This window comes from Neptuniibacter sp. UBA6509, from assembly GCA_002435145.1.
Taxonomy (GTDB): Bacteria; Pseudomonadota; Gammaproteobacteria; order Pseudomonadales; family Balneatricaceae; genus Neptuniibacter.
Map to the genome: position 1 here is coordinate 39,976 of DJLT01000015.1, position 15,571 is coordinate 55,546.

The 15,571-nt window shown below is 42.1% G+C and carries 13 protein-coding genes; 7 read left to right on the forward strand and 6 right to left on the reverse strand.

Annotated features, from left to right (window positions below; all coding sequences use genetic code 11):
* Window positions 1–41 precede the first annotated feature (41 nt).
* Window positions 42–995: a methylenetetrahydrofolate reductase gene (locus tag B4K11_RS02470; protein ID WP_292959212.1), complete on the forward strand. Its 954-nt coding sequence runs from the start codon at window positions 42–44 to the stop codon at window positions 993–995.
* Between the two features lie 82 nt (window positions 996–1,077).
* Here the strand turns inward: B4K11_RS02470 and B4K11_RS02475 are convergent, their stop codons facing one another.
* Complete coding sequence (locus tag B4K11_RS02475; protein ID WP_292957787.1) at window positions 1,078–1,479, reverse strand: hypothetical protein; 402 nt, start codon at window positions 1,477–1,479, stop codon at window positions 1,078–1,080.
* A 324-nt stretch (window positions 1,480–1,803) separates the two neighbouring features.
* On the opposite strand from B4K11_RS02475, the gene B4K11_RS02480 reads away from it, so the two are divergent.
* From B4K11_RS02480 to B4K11_RS02495, 4 genes are all read left to right on the forward strand, one after another.
* Window positions 1,804–2,547, forward strand: coding sequence for a TetR/AcrR family transcriptional regulator (locus B4K11_RS02480; RefSeq protein ID WP_292957790.1), 744 nt, complete (start codon window positions 1,804–1,806; stop codon window positions 2,545–2,547).
* Window positions 2,548–2,695: 148 nt separating this feature from the next.
* Window positions 2,696–5,080, forward strand: coding sequence for an efflux RND transporter permease subunit (locus B4K11_RS02485; protein ID WP_292957793.1), 2,385 nt, complete (start codon window positions 2,696–2,698; stop codon window positions 5,078–5,080).
* Window positions 5,055–5,852, forward strand: coding sequence for an outer membrane lipoprotein-sorting protein (locus B4K11_RS02490; protein ID WP_292957796.1), 798 nt, complete (start codon window positions 5,055–5,057; stop codon window positions 5,850–5,852). The genes B4K11_RS02485 and B4K11_RS02490 overlap by 26 nt, the downstream gene beginning before the upstream one ends.
* Before the next feature lies 1 nt (window position 5,853).
* Window positions 5,854–7,050 (forward strand): hypothetical protein, encoded by a 1,197-nt coding sequence (locus tag B4K11_RS02495; RefSeq protein ID WP_292957799.1) that lies wholly within the window; start codon window positions 5,854–5,856, stop codon window positions 7,048–7,050.
* Window positions 7,051–7,054: 4 nt separating this feature from the next.
* Here B4K11_RS02495 and B4K11_RS02500 read toward each other — a convergent pair whose 3' ends face one another.
* The 3 genes from B4K11_RS02500 to B4K11_RS02510 form a co-directional block, all read right to left on the reverse strand.
* Window positions 7,055–7,828: an aspartyl protease family protein gene (locus B4K11_RS02500; protein WP_292957803.1), complete on the reverse strand. Its 774-nt coding sequence runs from the start codon at window positions 7,826–7,828 to the stop codon at window positions 7,055–7,057.
* 147 nt (window positions 7,829–7,975) lie between these two features.
* On the reverse strand, window positions 7,976–8,350 hold the full coding sequence (locus B4K11_RS02505; RefSeq protein ID WP_292957806.1) for a translation initiation factor Sui1: 375 nt from the start codon (window positions 8,348–8,350) through the stop codon (window positions 7,976–7,978).
* A 111-nt stretch (window positions 8,351–8,461) separates the two neighbouring features.
* A complete protein-coding gene (locus B4K11_RS02510; protein WP_292957809.1) occupies window positions 8,462–9,781 on the reverse strand; it encodes a deoxyguanosinetriphosphate triphosphohydrolase in 1,320 nt (439 codons plus the stop codon).
* Between the two features lie 197 nt (window positions 9,782–9,978).
* Between B4K11_RS02510 and B4K11_RS02515 the strand changes: the two genes are divergently transcribed.
* Entirely contained in the window at window positions 9,979–10,719 is a 741-nt protein-coding gene (locus B4K11_RS02515; protein ID WP_292957812.1) for a spermidine synthase, read from the forward strand.
* 42 nt (window positions 10,720–10,761) lie between these two features.
* Here B4K11_RS02515 and B4K11_RS02520 read toward each other — a convergent pair whose 3' ends face one another.
* Window positions 10,762–12,180 (reverse strand): PLP-dependent aminotransferase family protein, encoded by a 1,419-nt coding sequence (locus B4K11_RS02520; protein WP_292957815.1) that lies wholly within the window; start codon window positions 12,178–12,180, stop codon window positions 10,762–10,764.
* A gap of 245 nt (window positions 12,181–12,425) precedes the next feature.
* On the opposite strand from B4K11_RS02520, the gene B4K11_RS02525 reads away from it, so the two are divergent.
* Window positions 12,426–12,866: a hypothetical protein gene (locus B4K11_RS02525; RefSeq protein ID WP_292957818.1), complete on the forward strand. Its 441-nt coding sequence runs from the start codon at window positions 12,426–12,428 to the stop codon at window positions 12,864–12,866.
* 759 nt (window positions 12,867–13,625) lie between these two features.
* Here B4K11_RS02525 and B4K11_RS02530 read toward each other — a convergent pair.
* A complete protein-coding gene (locus tag B4K11_RS02530; RefSeq protein ID WP_292957821.1) occupies window positions 13,626–15,314 on the reverse strand; it encodes a methyl-accepting chemotaxis protein in 1,689 nt (562 codons plus the stop codon).
* Window positions 15,315–15,571: the final 257 nt, after the last annotated feature.

The window sequence follows — 15,571 nt, forward strand, 5'->3', positions numbered from 1 at the left end:
AATAGGCACAACTTAAAGCTTAGATAAAAAGTAAAATTATCATGAAACAGGATCTCAGAACCAAGTTTGCCGACAAACGCCGTGGAGTTTATCTTTTTGGCACAACACCACCAAAGGCAACAACGACAGAAGAAGCTACGGCTGAAATCGCAGACAAGCTGCTTGATCGTCTGCAGTTTGTAGATTACGACGGACTAATTGTTTACGACATTCAGGATGAGAGTAGCCGTATACATATGCCACGCCCGTTCCCATTTATGCGCACCTTAGATCCACGCGCATACTCTAAGCTTTTACGGGAAAAGTCTGAGAAATCTATTATTACTTATAAGAGTGTATCTCAAAGAGATCAAGCATCTTTCATTGAGTGGTTAGATGAAGCTTGGAACACCTTTGGTATACGCGATACTGTACTTGTCGGTAGCCCGTCCTCTGAAGGTGAAATTAAACTTAGCCTTAACGATGCTTATTCGGCGATCGCTGATCACCCTGCAAACTTCCAACTAGGTGGAGTCACGATTGCTGAACGTCATGCGTCCAAAGGAAACGAGCATGAACGTTTAATAAGCAAATCCTCACAAGGCTGTGAATTTTTTGTCTCTCAAGCGGTCTACAACGCTCAAGCTACTATCGATATGCTAAGTAGCTACGCGAGAAAGTGTAAAGAAAACGGGACTCAACCACAGCGCGTGATTTTAACCTTTACACCTTGTGGCAGCACCAAAACACTGGAGTTTATGGAATGGTTAGGTATCTCTGTACCTGAAGCCACTAAATTTAGAATTATGGATGCGCATAGCCCTCTGCAGGAATCTATCCGTATATGCCGTAACAATTTAGAGCAGATACTTGAAGCGGTGATGCCGCTAGATATTCCAATCGGTTTAAATATTGAAAGCCTAACAAACCGCAAAGAGGAAATTGATGCATCTATCCGTTTGTTTAAGCTTCTTAAATCAATTGTTGATCTAAAGCTAGCTGAAGCGGATATCTAAATGAAGATAAATTAAGGCCGCTGTTTGAGCGGCCTTAAGTTTCAAGAAGAGTGTAAAGCGAATAAATTACATTCCACCCCTACTATGAGATCAAAAGCCTACTAATCTGCAGCTCGGCGTGAGTGTTAACTAGGTCTTCGTGTACTTTCCTTTTGTATTCCTTAGATTGCGTTGAAAGAGCTAACTTCTGACGTATAACGTCCCAACCATCCAAACTCGCCTCTTCTATGAGCAACGCTTTAAAAGCATCGGGGAAATCATTTTCCCGACAAATTTCAGATATATCCACAGTCCCTTTCAAGAGAAAGACTTTATCTCCCTCCTGACAACATACCCTTGATTCACTGAAATCAAATAAGTGATGGGCGTAACCAGAAGAGAAGCAAACGGGCATATCAGCAACCCGCTCACCTCGGGGCGCTAATACCATGTCACCATTATTGCTATTTTTAACGGCTAAAACATAAGTCTCAACTTTCATCATGCAGCTCCTTTGCGTGACTGCCTAGCCCCATCATTTCTTTAGTAGCTAGACCTTCCTTTTGAATTAAATACTACAAAAAAATATAGCAAACCTAATGCGTGCTACTTAGTGTAGACCGGTTTTTTCAAATTTAAATAGATCAGTTTTTTTATAAACAAATTTCCTCTTTTTAGGAACAAGCTAATGCCACGAACCTTCGCCTTTGATGCAATAAAATAGCTTTATTGCATAATTTGAGACTCTTTGTTGCATTTATTGAACTTGAAACAAAACTAGATCTCAGTTAATTTTGACGAAACGTCATAATAAAAAGTATATAAGCCAATGAGCCCCAAGATCATCGATCATGAAGTCCTAAAAGCACGCGAAGAAGAGATAATGCTCACCGCTCTCGGCATTATGACCGAGTCGGGGGTTGCAGGGCTCACAATAGATAAAGTGGTTGCTAAAGTGCCCTACTCTAAAGGCACGGTTTATAACCATTTCACTTGTAAAGAAGATCTACTCACCGGTCTATGCAATCGCAGTGTTAAAAATGTGGCTGCACTATTTTGTAGAGCCGTTAGCTTTGAAGGTAATAGCCGAGAACGCATTTTAGCTATTGGCTATGCTTATATGCTGCACTCTTTACTCAATCCGACTGAGTTTATGTTAGTCATTTCAGCTAAAACACCGGCTGTACGGGAAAAATCAACAGAAAAGCGCCAAGAAGAACATCTAGCATTAGAAAGTAAGCTACTCGGTAGTATTCTAGAAATTATCTCCTCCGGATTGTCTTCAGGCGAGCTGAATCTTCAGCCGCACTTAAGCCCTGCTCAAGTCGCATTTTCCCTATGGTCAATGTGTTTCGGCACCATCGCTTTACTGCATGAAACCCTTGATAGATGCAGTATCCGTACGGAAATGAACTTAGAAAGAGAGCTTATTAATCATAGTAACCTTCTACTTGATGGCCTTAACTGGAAGCCCTTTACGCAGGATCATGACTGGGCTTCGACAATTGATAAATACAAAACAGTTTTATTTAAAAATGAAATAACGCAGCTAAAACGATTATATGAAAGCTAATCTATTTCATTTTTAGGAAGAAAAACGGTGCCCACGCCGTTTTTTTAAAGAGAGTTAGTGACGCTTCGTCACTTATAAAAAGATTTATAACTAAATAGAAGTTGCCATCAGAGCAACCAACCCCTGAAAAGGAATCTGGAGAAGGAAGATGAAAGAGCGTCTTTTCCGCTTTGTGCTTGATCACCCAGTATGGGTTATCTTGCTAACTATGCTGTTTGTTTTCGGCTCAGCTTATGGTGCCAAAAACTTGGTCTTCAAAAGTGACTACCGAGTGTTCTTCAGTGAGGAAAATCCTCAACTAACAGCATTTGAGTCTATGCAGAAGATTTACAGTAAAAGTGACAATGTCGCTTTTATAATATCTCCGAATGATGGTGAGGTATTCACACCTAAGACACTGAAAGCGATCCAAGAGCTTACGACTGAGTCTTGGCAAATACCTTTCTCCACACGAGTAGATTCTATTACTAACTTCCAACATACATGGTCTGAAGAGGACGATATGTTTGTGGAAGATCTTGTATTAGATGCGGAAACAGTGACAGAAGCTGATATGCCGCGCTTAAAAGAGATTGCGGTTAACGAACCGTTACTTGTTCACAAAATCATCTCACCTGAAGCACATGTCACTGTCGTTAATGTGACCGTTCAATTGCCTGGCGTTAATCCGGTAGAGGAGGTTCCTCAAGCCGTTGCAAAAGCGCGGGAGATGAAAGCTCAATTTATTGCACAAAACCCAGATATCACTGTGCATCTGTCTGGCATGGTGATGATGAACAACAGCTTTGCTGAATCATCATTAACTGATAATGCTACGCTCGTTCCCATCATGTTTGGCGTTGTACTGCTAGGAATGATCTTCCTACTACGCACTTTCAGCGGTACCTTTGCGACCGTGATCATTATCATTTTCACCATAATATCCACTATGGGTCTTGCAGGTCATACAGGGTTTTACTTAACAGGCCCCTCATCAACAACCCCAATTATGGTGCTAACACTTGCGGTAGCCGATTGTATCCACATCTTGACCACCATGTTCTACGAGATGCGCCAAGGTGTCGAAAAGAAGAAGGCGATACAGGATAGTTTACGCATTAACTTCCAACCCATTTTTTTAACAAGTGTAACTACTGCAATTGGCTTCTTAAGCTTAAACTTTTCGGATTCCCCTCCGTTTAGAGACTTAGGTAACATGGTTGCTGCAGGTGTAATGCTAGCCTTTGTCTTCTCTATAACGCTATTCCCTGCAATGCTTAGCTTACTTCCGATACGTGTGAAGCAGTTTAAAGAAGGTAAAAACGATATTATGCATAGACTTGCTGATTTCGTAGTCGGCAAGCGTAAAATTCTTTTACCGGGCATGTCAGTTTTGATGGTTTGTATCATCGCCTTTACCCCGCAAAATGAATTGAATGATGACTTCGTTAAATACTTTGATGAGACTGTGCCATTCCGACAAGCAACAGATTATATGCAAGATAACCTTTCCGGCATGTCGACGATGGAGATATCCATTGAAACTGGGGAAAGTAGCGGCATAAATGATCCTAAATTCCTTCACTCTGTCGGTAATCTAACCGAATGGTTACGAGCACAGCCTGAAACGGATCACGTCAACTCTTTGTCTGACATCATCAAACGTCTGAACAAAAATATGCATGGCGATGACCCGAGTTACTATAAGCTACCGACAGATCGGGAACTTTCTGCTCAGTATTTATTACTTTATGAAATGTCTTTGCCTTACGGCTTAGATCTGAATAATCAGCTCAATGTTGATAAGTCTTCAACACGCGTGATTGCGACATTCCGTAATTTAACAAGTACCGAACAGATCGAAATCGAAGAGCGTATCTACGCGTGGTTTGCCGATAATGCTTCAAGCTATGAAGTAGAGATCGCCAGCCCGAATCTGATGTTTGCGCATATTGGCCAACGTAATATCGTAAGCATGCTGTTAGGTACGACCATTGCATTGGTGCTTATTTCCTTGATCTTAGGCTTTGCCTTAAAGTCAGTAAAATTTGGCTTCATTAGCTTGATTCCAAACATTGCTCCTGCCGCTATGGGCTTTGGTGTTTGGTATCTGATTGATGGGCAAATTGGACTTGCATTGTCAGTCGTCGCCGGTATGACGCTAGGTATTATTGTAGATGACACTGTACATTTCTTAAGTAAGTACCTACATGCGAGAAGAGAGCGAAACAAGGACCCGAAAGCAGCCGTAAGCTACGCCTTTGCTAGCGTAGGCCGGGCACTATGGGTAACCACCATCGTACTGGTTGCGGGCTTTATGGTTCTAGCTCAATCTAGCTTCAAACTGAATGCCGATATGGGCTTACTCACAGCTGTAACTATTTTTATTGCTCTGGTAGTGGATTTCTTATTCTTGCCTGCTTTGTTGATGAAATTAGATAAAGACAGTCAACCGGAAAGCTCTTCACAGTCCAAAGGTACACCAACTAACACTGATTCATCTGCCAACACTTCTGAAGGAGACGATAATGACTCTGTTAAACAAATCGCTTAAATCTATTCTAATTGCGGGCTTAGTCGCTTCACCTATTATTGCAGCGGCTGAAACTGCTGAAGAAAAAGGTATGCGTATCGCAGTAGAAGCCAAAGCAAGTGATAAAGGTTGGCAAGATATGCAGGCGAATATGAATATGATCCTGCGTAACAAACTAGGTCAGGAAAGTATTCGAGAAATCCGAATGAAATCCCTTGAAGTTGAGGGCGATGGTGACAAAAGCTTATCTGTTTTTGACAAACCGCGCGACGTTAAAGGAACTGCCTTTCTTAGTTTCTCACACGCCATTGGTGCAGATGACCAGTGGCTATATCTGCCTAAACTAAAACGTGTAAAACGTATCGCATCACGTAATAAATCAGGTCCATTTATGGGATCTGAATTTTCTTACGAAGATCTTTCTTCGTTTGAGGTAGAGAAGTACACCTATAAGTTCATCAAAGATGAAGCTTGTGAAGGCGGTACTTGCTACGTGGTAGAACAGTACCCTGTGGATAAAAATTCAGGCTACACACGTCGTGTAGTCTGGTTAGATCAAGAAGAATATAGACCGTGGAAAATCGACTTTTACGATCGTAAAGATTCGCCGCTAAAAACCCTAACCTACCATGATTACCAAGAATACAAAGCGAAACACTGGCGCCCCGATTTAATGAAAATGATCAATCATCAATCAGGAAAAAGTACAGACCTAACTTACGGTAGTTACACTTTCCAAACAGGTTTATCTGACAGTGATTTCAACAAAAACACCCTAAAACGGGCACGTTAATATGGGTATTAGCAAACTATTGCTGGCGGCAGGGCTGATCTCAGCCCTGCCTGTTCATGCTGAAACTTTCTATGAAATGTCGGGTAAAGTGACGGCTGATCTCCGCTACTTTACCCAAGAAGCCCAGTTTCAGAACCAAAATTACGATACCAACCTCTCCTTCACCGTTGAACCTGAGTTTTACTGGGAGTGGAATGATGGCATTGATAATTTAACCTTTACTCCCTTTATCCGTGTTGATGAAAATGACAGCAGACGCACCCACGCTGATATTCGTGAACTTAATTGGATACACATAGGTGATAATTGGGAACTAAGAACAGGTATTCAAAAGGTTTTCTGGGGTGTCACAGAGTTCCAGCACTTAGTTGATGTGATCAACCAAACAGACGCTGTGGATGACTTTGACGGTGAAGATAAACTTGGACAACAGATGATCAACCTGTCCTTAGTACGTGATTGGGGCATCATAGATCTTTATGTGCTGCCTGGTTTTCGTGAAAGAACCTTTGTTGGTGAAAACGGAAGACTACGCGGAGGACTTGCTGTCAACGATGACCATGCGACCTACGAATCAAGTGCAGGTGAAAACCATATTGATACAGCAATTCGTTGGAGCCATACCCTCGGTGATTTTGACCTAGGCGCATACTGGTTTCACGGTACAAATCGTGACCCCAACCTACAGGTCAAAAACATCAATGGCACCACCGTTTTAACCCCCCACTATGAACAGATGGATCAGATTGGTTTCGATCTACAAGCGACGATTGATAGCTGGCTCTGGAAGATTGAAAGTATCCATCGTGATACCACAAGCGACAGCTACTGGGCTCTTCAAGGTGGATTTGAATATACCCTTTACGGCATTCAAGAAAGCGCTGCTGACTTAGGTGTATTAATCGAATACGGCTGGGATGAGCGTGGTACCGACGCCGATGCGGCAATTCAAAACGATCTTTTCTTCGGTGCACGTCTAGCGTTAAATGATGCGGAAAGCACAGAACTGCTTGCTGGTATCAGCCATGACTTAGACTACGATAGCCAAAGTCTAATTTTTGAGGCTAGCCGCCGTGTAGGTGATGACTGGACACTTAACTTGGATGGTCGCTTTTTCAGCAGTGATGATCCATTAGATCTAAGCTACAACATTAAGCAAGATGATCACCTACAGTTCACAGTAGAGCGTTACTTTTAAACGTTTACTGTTCACCCTCGTCCCCCGGAGCAGCGGTCTCTTCTTCGAGCCGTTGCTCCAACTTATCTAATTCAACCAGCTGATCTTTGAGTTTATTATACTTTTCAGGCGCCCAGATAATCAGTTGGTTTTTTTTATCTAGTTCGTATTGTGCGTGATATAAAAAGTCCATCCCTAATAACCCCTGAGTCCCGCTACCACCACCTTTATAATCGATTACACCCGCCGAAACGTGCTTGAGTTTATAAGGGCCAATATCAACGCGATCAAGTTTAATCCGTTCTGTTTTTACGACGCTACCATCTGCAACCCTTGCTGCTCCGGCCGTTGAGAACTGAGCACTTAGTGAACCCAGTGCCGATTTATGCACAACCGTATGAGAAGCCCCTGTATCCATTACAAGGCTTAGATTAACCGAGCGTGACCCATAAACTAATTTAACCGGAATCAAGATACGGTTAGCATGAAATGAAAAAGGAGTTATCCACTCTTTCATCGCATCCTTTATATCAATACGTTGACGATTAATTTTAAGTCGAAGTTGCTTCAAATCCCTTTCAGCTGTCAACTGCTGTATTTGTTCATCACTTAAGTCTTCTTGCTCTTCCTGCCTAGAACTTAACTGCTCTCTGTATTTAGCAGGGACTTTGGATAAACGATCAACATAGACCTTACGACCAGAATCATCTGTGTACTGATAAATACGCGCCTCGACAATTGAAGCCGTAAAAAAACCTAAAGAGAGTACTAGAACTAAAAATCTACTTTGCATCATCATAACCAACCTCTCCTTCTTCCTTGATAGACGAGTTCTTATGAAAAGAAGTTATTCAGACCATTCAGCATAAAAAGAATAACGACTGCCATAAATACGAGTGCAAATCGCATGACTAAACAGCGAGTACAGGTTTTCTTCTTTGCCACATTAGCCCCCTGCAAGCTTTACTGTAAAACCTTCTTTTTCTAATACAGCTTTGAGCTTTTCACGATGATCACCCTGTATTTCGATGATTCCTTCCTTTAACGCTCCACCTGTACCACAGGTTTTCTTCAGTTTCTTAGACAACGTTTTTAATTCAGCTTCAGGCAGAGGGATCCCTGAGATGGTAGTGACCCCCTTGCCTTTTCGTCCCGATGTCTCTCGACGAATACGTACTACACCGTCTAAGCCTTCTAAACGATTTTGGTCATCTAATTCCGCACATTTACATGCATCTACCGCTTCAGAGCAGCCTGGGCATAGTGCCCCCTTTTCTGTTGAATAGACTAAGCCACTAAGTTGATCTTTCAAAGATGCCACAGTTTTTCCTTCGCTTTCTGATATTTTATATATAGGTATTGTAACTTTGTCCGGCTCAACCTGCGAATACCGCGTGCATCAGCGCAAGCCTGTGCACAACTAATCGACCATTTAACTTAACCCACCTATTTGACGTGCTAGGTACGTAGCGTAGTTATCCGTCATACCGCTGATAAAATCTAACGCACGCATATAAGCCTTATATAAAGGTAATTCAGGCCTTGGGGCGTGTATACCCATTAAACTGATTATACGTTCACTACGGTAACTCAAAGCATTGCCTTCTTGATGATAATTTTCATAAACAGCATGGCAAAACGCTTCTAAAAGCACACCTAAGGTTGAGTATGCCCCTACCTCTAATTCTGCTTTACGCGTATCAGGAAACACACGTTCACGAGCTAATTTTTTGGCCGCATAGAGCCCATCGCGAACGGCTGGATCTCCATCTGAGAGTAACTCACCTTGATACTCTCCGGACATAATCAGGTGTTGATTTTCCATATAAGCATTAACCGCAGAACAGACCATAAACTCCATCGCTTTACCACGTAGCGCTGAAATTTTCCGTCGTGCAGAAGCCTGAGTGGAGAAGATATCATCATCAAACGCTGTATCACCGCAGAGCAATAATAAGATCGGCTTTATTTCATCAAAACTTAAAATATTAAGCTCGATAGCATCTTCTAAATCTACAATGGCGTAACAAATATCATCTGCGGCTTCCATTAAATAAGCCAAAGGATGGCGACTCCATTGGTTTTCCCCTTTTTTAACTAAGCCAAGCTCACGGCCTAACTTATTTAAAATCTCTAATTCTGTTTGATAGGCACTAAATTTTCCTTTCTGACCTGAAAATTCAGCACTCCAAGGATATTTTAGTAACGCTCCAAGTGTTGGATATGTAAGACGCAGGCCTCCATCAAATAGATGGTTTTCTATCCGAGTCACCACTCTAAATCCTTGAGCATTCCCTTCAAAAGTCATCAAATCTAAGCGTTCAGGTTCACTCAATTCGGCTAAAAAGCCGCTCTGCTCATGACGTTTAAACCAATCACGAATAGCATACTCTCCCGCATGACCAAAAGGCGGGTTACCAATATCATGAGCTAAACATGCGGATTGTACGATCATGCCTATATCGTAAGCACTCGCCCACTCTGGCAACTGTTCTTGAATCAGCTCTCCCACTCGAATACCAAGGCTTCGGCCTAAACTACCCACCTCAATAGAGTGTGTTAAACGCGTATGGATATGATCGTTGAGTGACATCGGGTGCACTTGAGTTTTACGCCCCAAGCGGCGAAAAGCGCTGGAGAAGATGATCCGGTCTTGATCTTTATGGAAATGACTACGCCCTATCTCTTCGTCTGTTATCTCTGCATGTCCATAACGTTTTGTGGTTAATAAACGCTGCCACTGCATTTCCATTTACAACTCCCTTAATACAATCAATGCTAGCGGCTGCCACACCCTTCCAACATTAAAAATCAGAAAACTAAGAACTTACAAATAAGCCCCAAACACTTCTTTATGAAAATAATTAAGCTTTTTCCTATTCAGGCTTATAAAATAGTAGACGCAAGCTATAGAATGCCCCTTCAATCGAGATCGCGCAAGGAACCTAGATGGCCATTTCAGGCAAAGAGATTCACCGTAGTTATGACGAGTATGGTGCAATCAGAGTAATTGATGATGGTAATAAACGCTATCTCGCGTTTGGGGATAACGATGAGCAAAGTTGTTGGCTCAAAAGTGAACCTCTTTCCCCCCAACATGATTACACCCGCGCGATGCTAATGGCTCTGTTATTTATTGAGCCTAAGCGCTGCATTACTCTCGGTTTAGGTGCTGGCGCACTTAACAACTGCCTGCATCATCACTACCCTCAAATAAAGCAGCAAGTAGTTGAACTGAGATCAGAAGTCGTTCTCTGTGCTTATAAATATTTCCAACTTCCAAGAAGTAAGCGCTTAGAGTTAATCACGATGGACGCTTATGATTTTTTACATGAAAAGCACCCGCGTAAAGTAGATATCATTTTTAGTGATATCTATAGCGCTGAGGGACTGGATGAAAAACAGCTTTCCCCTGAATTTTTAACCGCTTCATACAGCCTATTAAAAAATGATGGCTGGTTAGTACTTAACTGTTGGCGAGAGCACCAATCTGGCGATTGTTTGGCGCTTTTAAAAGAGATGTTTACCGATGTGCGGGGATGTACTACCAGCTGTGGTAATTGGGTTTTATTTGCGGGGAAAAGAGAAAATACACACAGTGAAAAGCAATTAAAAGGGGCTGCTAAAAAACTCAACCAACAATTAGGCTTTTCGCTCTCCGCTTTTGTAAATCGACTAAAAAAATATTGAAGGCAGCACAGTAAGCACCTGCTCTCGCTCTAATAGCTAACTTCAAGCTTCTTCGATCAATAACTGTGCTTCTGCGGCAACCTGACGTAAAGCTTGTCGCATTGTTTCATCAAGTTTCTTCGCAAAATTAAGACGCATACAGTTACGGTATTTTCCTGAAGCGGAAAAGATAACTCCAGGCGCAATACTAATATTACTCGCTTCTAAGCGTTTGTTTAATTTCACCGTATCAACTTCAATAGGAAGTTCTACCCAAAGTAAGTAACCGCCTTTTGGATAACTAATACGTGTGCCTGGAGGAAACAACTCCTCAACGAGGTCGATCATCACATCTCTTGAATGCTGATACTGCATACGCAGCTTTCTAATATGTCTTTCATAGCTCCCCTGAGCAATAAACTCAGCCACAGCTTCCTGTTGTACTGGGGGGTTACTCACTGTCGATACAAACTTTTTATGTAATACACGCTCGGTACATTGGCCTGGAGCAACCCAACCTAAACGCAATCCATAAGCTATTGTTTTTGAAAAGGAGGAGCACAGTAAAACACGCCCTTCGTCATCGAAAGATTTAATCGTCTTGGGCCGAGGAGATTTGTAAAATAGGTCACCGTAAATATCATCTTCAATAATCGGAAGATCATATTGCTGTGCTAAACGTAATAACGCTTTACGTCGCTCCTCAGGCATGGTGTAACCCAGAGGGTTATTGCATGTAGGTGTGACTTGAATTGCTTTAACAGGCCACTGCTCTAACGCTAATTCCAACGCCTCTAAACTAATACCCGTCTCTGGGTGTGTTGGAATTTCTAATGCTTTCAGGCCCAACGCCTTAATCGCTTGTGTCGAACCATAAAAACTAGGCGAATCGACAGCCACAACATCGCCCGGATTAGTCACCGCCCTTAAGCTACATACCAGTGCCTCTTGGCAACCACTTGTGACAATAATTTCATCAGGATGTAACTGGCAGCCGGAGTCCAATGCCAAGCGAGCAATCTGCTGACGTAATTTTTCAGACCCTTTAACATCACAATAATTAAGAAAAGCCGCACCATCCAATTTAGCGGCATCAATCAATCCCTTTTTTAGGGGTTTGAGTGTAGGCGTATCTATTTCCGGCATCGCAGTGCCTAACGCTATGTGACCTTCACCTTTATTAGAATTCAATAAGTGGTAAACCTGATCCCAATGCGACACTTCCAAAGGCCTTTGTGCGGGGCGGCTGACTTCAGGCAAAGGAGGCGCTGTCGATCGGCCTTGTACGTAATAGCCCGATTTAGGTCTAACTTCAACCATCCCTCTCTCTTCTAGACGCTGATAGGCCTCTTGAACCGTTGAAATACTCACAGCACGTTCACCGCTTAAGGAGCGGATAGATGGCAGCTTTGTACCTACAGGATAATAACCTTGTTCAATACGCTGACTTAGATCATCCAACAACTGTTCATACAGTTTCATAGCAAAACACCCACACACAGAAGACAACAAGCACAGATTAAATAAATTTCCACATCACAGACGAAAACCCCAGCAATCTGTACCCAATAAACCGCCATCATTCTAGATCTGTAACCCAAAATCAAGCTTGATTAAACTATAGCTCATGATTAAACCGAAATCTGTACCGCTTAAACAACATGAATTTAGCGACCAGCAATTACTTATGCAAAAAAGCTAAAGCACACAAGCAAGGGAGAGATAATATGAAAAAGCACAATAAGTTCGTTCTACTAATACTACTAGGAGGCCTACTTGGCGGCTGCGAAAGCAACTATCATGCTTTCGATGGAAAATCCGGATACAAATTCAAAGCACTCAGCAGTGACCAGTTTGCGATCCAATTCTATGGTAATAAATCCAGTAGTCAGAGAGATGTTGAAGTGATGTGGCACCATAAAGCGCGCGAACTATGCAAGGGCGGCGCTTATCAGCACAAGATTACGGCAAGAAAGGCTCAGCGAACGGGTATAGAAGCTATAAGGAATACAGGGTTCGTACCTAAAGAGAGATCTCACTTTATACTTGCTGGTGAAGTCAGCTGCTTAGCTCCTTCAATAGCAATCAAGCTAAACCAGGAAAGTGAACTACTATCTGACGAAAACCTTGCCTCCAATCAGCTTGTAGGCGGGAGTGCCGCGAATTAAGGCCTCACGAGCAAAAGTCATTTGGCATGTAGGACATACACACGGCTCTAAAGTGAAGTTTTCACTTATTCTTTCTTTGAAACACTTCACTAGAGCCCCTTTTCCCCCTTTTCGATATCTAAACAGCTGCGTTTTACACTGCTGGCAATAAACATTTACGGTTGTTACAGGACCTTTCTTATTCGGTTTCATAAAACGCTCAAAAAAAATCCTTTAAAAGGTAACTAAGTTTAGAAACACTTGTTTAAGTTAATAGCCGTTTAAAGTGTAAAGCTTAAATAGCACTATTTCGCATACCGCTTTAACCTAAGAGATCAGGCTTTCATGCTACTTAACTCACGCTTATATACAATGGTTTTACCCCATTTCCGCGGACTGTCAGTTAAAGGCTGTCCCGATTCGCATACACTGGATACAGTTTTATAAATAAACCGATTAACCTCTATTCCAATAAAATAGAGTTTATTATCCACAGTAAGAGCAATGGTCAGCAACTTAAATCACCTCTCAAGTTTTCCTATCAGGCATGCAGCGACAAACAGTGCTTGGCACCTGAAACACTTCTATTTTCAGCTAATATTGGAGAATCTACTCAACCGTAGTTTCTTTAAGTAGTGTCTTTAAAGAGGCTTATAGAAACAGTGTAGACTTATTTTGTCCGACGGAGAGAAGATGAGAGGGTTCAAATAAATTAAGCGGCCATTGCTGCCGCTTAATTTTTAGAACAAAAGATAACCACTAAGTGAAAAAGCGATTATTCTAAACTTTAAACTGACCCACTAAAGAGGTTAATCGGCTTTCCAATTGAGACATCTCATTGGTTGTAGAAGATAGCTGATCCGCCGTATCACTTGCCCTTTCAGAAATATCCGCAATATGCTGGATACTCCGGCTTAACTCATCTGCAACAGAAGTTTGCTGTTCCGCTGCAGTCGCAATTTGCATACTCATACCGCTAATATCACTTACAGATGTCGTAATACTATTTAGTTGCTCACCCGTGTGGCTGGCTTTTTCTACGGTCTGATCTGTTTGCAGACGACTTTTTGCCATCTCTTCAACAGCTTTACGAGCCCCACTTTGCAGCTTTTCAATCATTGTCTGGATCTCATCCGTACTTTGCTGTGTACGTGTTGCTAAAGTACGAACTTCGTCCGCCACAACAGAGAAACCACGTCCTTGATCCCCTGCCCTAGCTGCCTCAATTGCAGCATTCAATGCTAATAGGTTAGTTTGATCAGCGATATCTTTAATGACATTAACCACTGTGCCAATGTGTTCAGAATCACGATCCAGCTGTTCAATAACCTCTGAGGACTTATTCACCCCACCCTGCAAGGCTTGTATAGAAGAGATCGTTTCATTCACAACCGTCTGCCCACCAAGCGCAGATTCATCCGCTATTTGTGCAGATGTTGAAGCATTAGCTGCATTACTAGAAACCTCTTGAACGGCAGCTGCCATTTGGTGGATCGCAGCTGCAACTTGCTCGGTTTCACGGCGCTGTTCATCAACTTCGCTACGCGTATTACTCACTACGCCATTTAATCGCTCGGCTGCTTGTGACAGATCCACAATGGCACTTTTGACTTCAACAATTAACGTCTGAATCTTCGCAGCAAACGCATTAAAGCCATGTGCGACCTCGCCAACCTCACCTTTAGCATGAGTATCTAAACGTTTACTTAGGTCTCCATCACCTTCGCCGATTTCTTTAAGTGCAGTAGCTGCTGCTGCAAGCGGGTTTGCAATTCCATTAGCAAACATCACAGAAATAAAAACACAGACAATCAAAAAACCGCCACCAATCATCAGAATGAACAACATCGTATTATTGATTTCATCATCCAGTTTTTGATTAGCAACTGCGATCTGATCATCAATATCATCGATGTAGAACCCCGTTCCTACCATCCACTGCCATTTGTCTAGGCCTACGGCGTAACTTAATTTAGGAACATCTGCATTTTTAGAAGGTTTTGCCCAAATATACTCGACAAATCCACCACCACTTTTTGCCTTCTCGATAAGATCCTTAACAATAAGGACACCATTAGGGTCCTTAAGCGATATTAAATTCTTACCTTTTAACTGAGGCTTGGGACGAGTCGCCAAGTTAGTTCCATCATATTTATAAACAAAAATATAACCATCTTGTTTCGCGCCATAAAGAAGCTGCGTCATCACCTCCAACGCCTGTTCTTCCGCGTAACTATCTCCAGGTACCGCATTATCATAGATATGCTTAACAGATGAAACGGCTAAATCAACGTAGCTTTTCAATGCATCCTGCTTACTGGCAATCAATTCTGAACGCAGCTCTTCAACTTGGTACTCACCCAAATCACGTATCTGCATTTTTGCTACAAACATGACCACACCTAAAACGGCGATCAGTGGTATTAGCGTTAAGAGCAAAACTTTTTGCTTCAACGTAAAATTGCTCATTAGTACATGCACTCCAACTCTATTCACGTCAATGTGAGTAAAACTTCAACCTTTCTCAATTAAAGGCAGTTTTCTCACTCTTTTGTTTATTATTATTTGTAGGTAATAACGGCGAACAACTATCCTAGACCTAGTCCGTTAATACGCTATTTAATGCCCCTCACCTTCTTGCTTTTAAGCCTGAAGACCTATAAAAAGCAAAAAACCAATCCTTTAGTACTAATAAGCAACACTCCAAAGAACTATATCATTACTAA

Excerpts from the sequence above, each read along its gene's own strand:
- B4K11_RS02475 (WP_292957787.1), bottom strand. The coding sequence starts at position 1,479 with ATGATGAAAGTTGAGACTTATGTTTTAGCCGTTAAAAATAGCAATAAT.
- B4K11_RS02530 (WP_292957821.1), bottom strand. The coding sequence starts at position 15,314 with ATGAGCAATTTTACGTTGAAGCAAAAAGTTTTGCTCTTAACGCTAATA.
- B4K11_RS02520 (WP_292957815.1), bottom strand. The coding sequence starts at position 12,180 with ATGAAACTGTATGAACAGTTGTTGGATGATCTAAGTCAGCGTATTGAA.
- B4K11_RS02525 (WP_292957818.1), top strand. The coding sequence starts at position 12,426 with ATGAAAAAGCACAATAAGTTCGTTCTACTAATACTACTAGGAGGCCTA.
- B4K11_RS02515 (WP_292957812.1), top strand. The coding sequence starts at position 9,979 with ATGGCCATTTCAGGCAAAGAGATTCACCGTAGTTATGACGAGTATGGT.
- B4K11_RS02485 (WP_292957793.1), top strand. The coding sequence starts at position 2,696 with ATGAAAGAGCGTCTTTTCCGCTTTGTGCTTGATCACCCAGTATGGGTT.
- B4K11_RS02490 (WP_292957796.1), top strand. The coding sequence starts at position 5,055 with ATGACTCTGTTAAACAAATCGCTTAAATCTATTCTAATTGCGGGCTTA.
- B4K11_RS02495 (WP_292957799.1), top strand. The coding sequence starts at position 5,854 with ATGGGTATTAGCAAACTATTGCTGGCGGCAGGGCTGATCTCAGCCCTG.
- B4K11_RS02480 (WP_292957790.1), top strand. The coding sequence starts at position 1,804 with ATGAGCCCCAAGATCATCGATCATGAAGTCCTAAAAGCACGCGAAGAA.
- B4K11_RS02500 (WP_292957803.1), bottom strand. The coding sequence starts at position 7,828 with ATGATGATGCAAAGTAGATTTTTAGTTCTAGTACTCTCTTTAGGTTTT.
- B4K11_RS02510 (WP_292957809.1), bottom strand. The coding sequence starts at position 9,781 with ATGGAAATGCAGTGGCAGCGTTTATTAACCACAAAACGTTATGGACAT.
- B4K11_RS02470 (WP_292959212.1), top strand. The coding sequence starts at position 42 with ATGAAACAGGATCTCAGAACCAAGTTTGCCGACAAACGCCGTGGAGTT.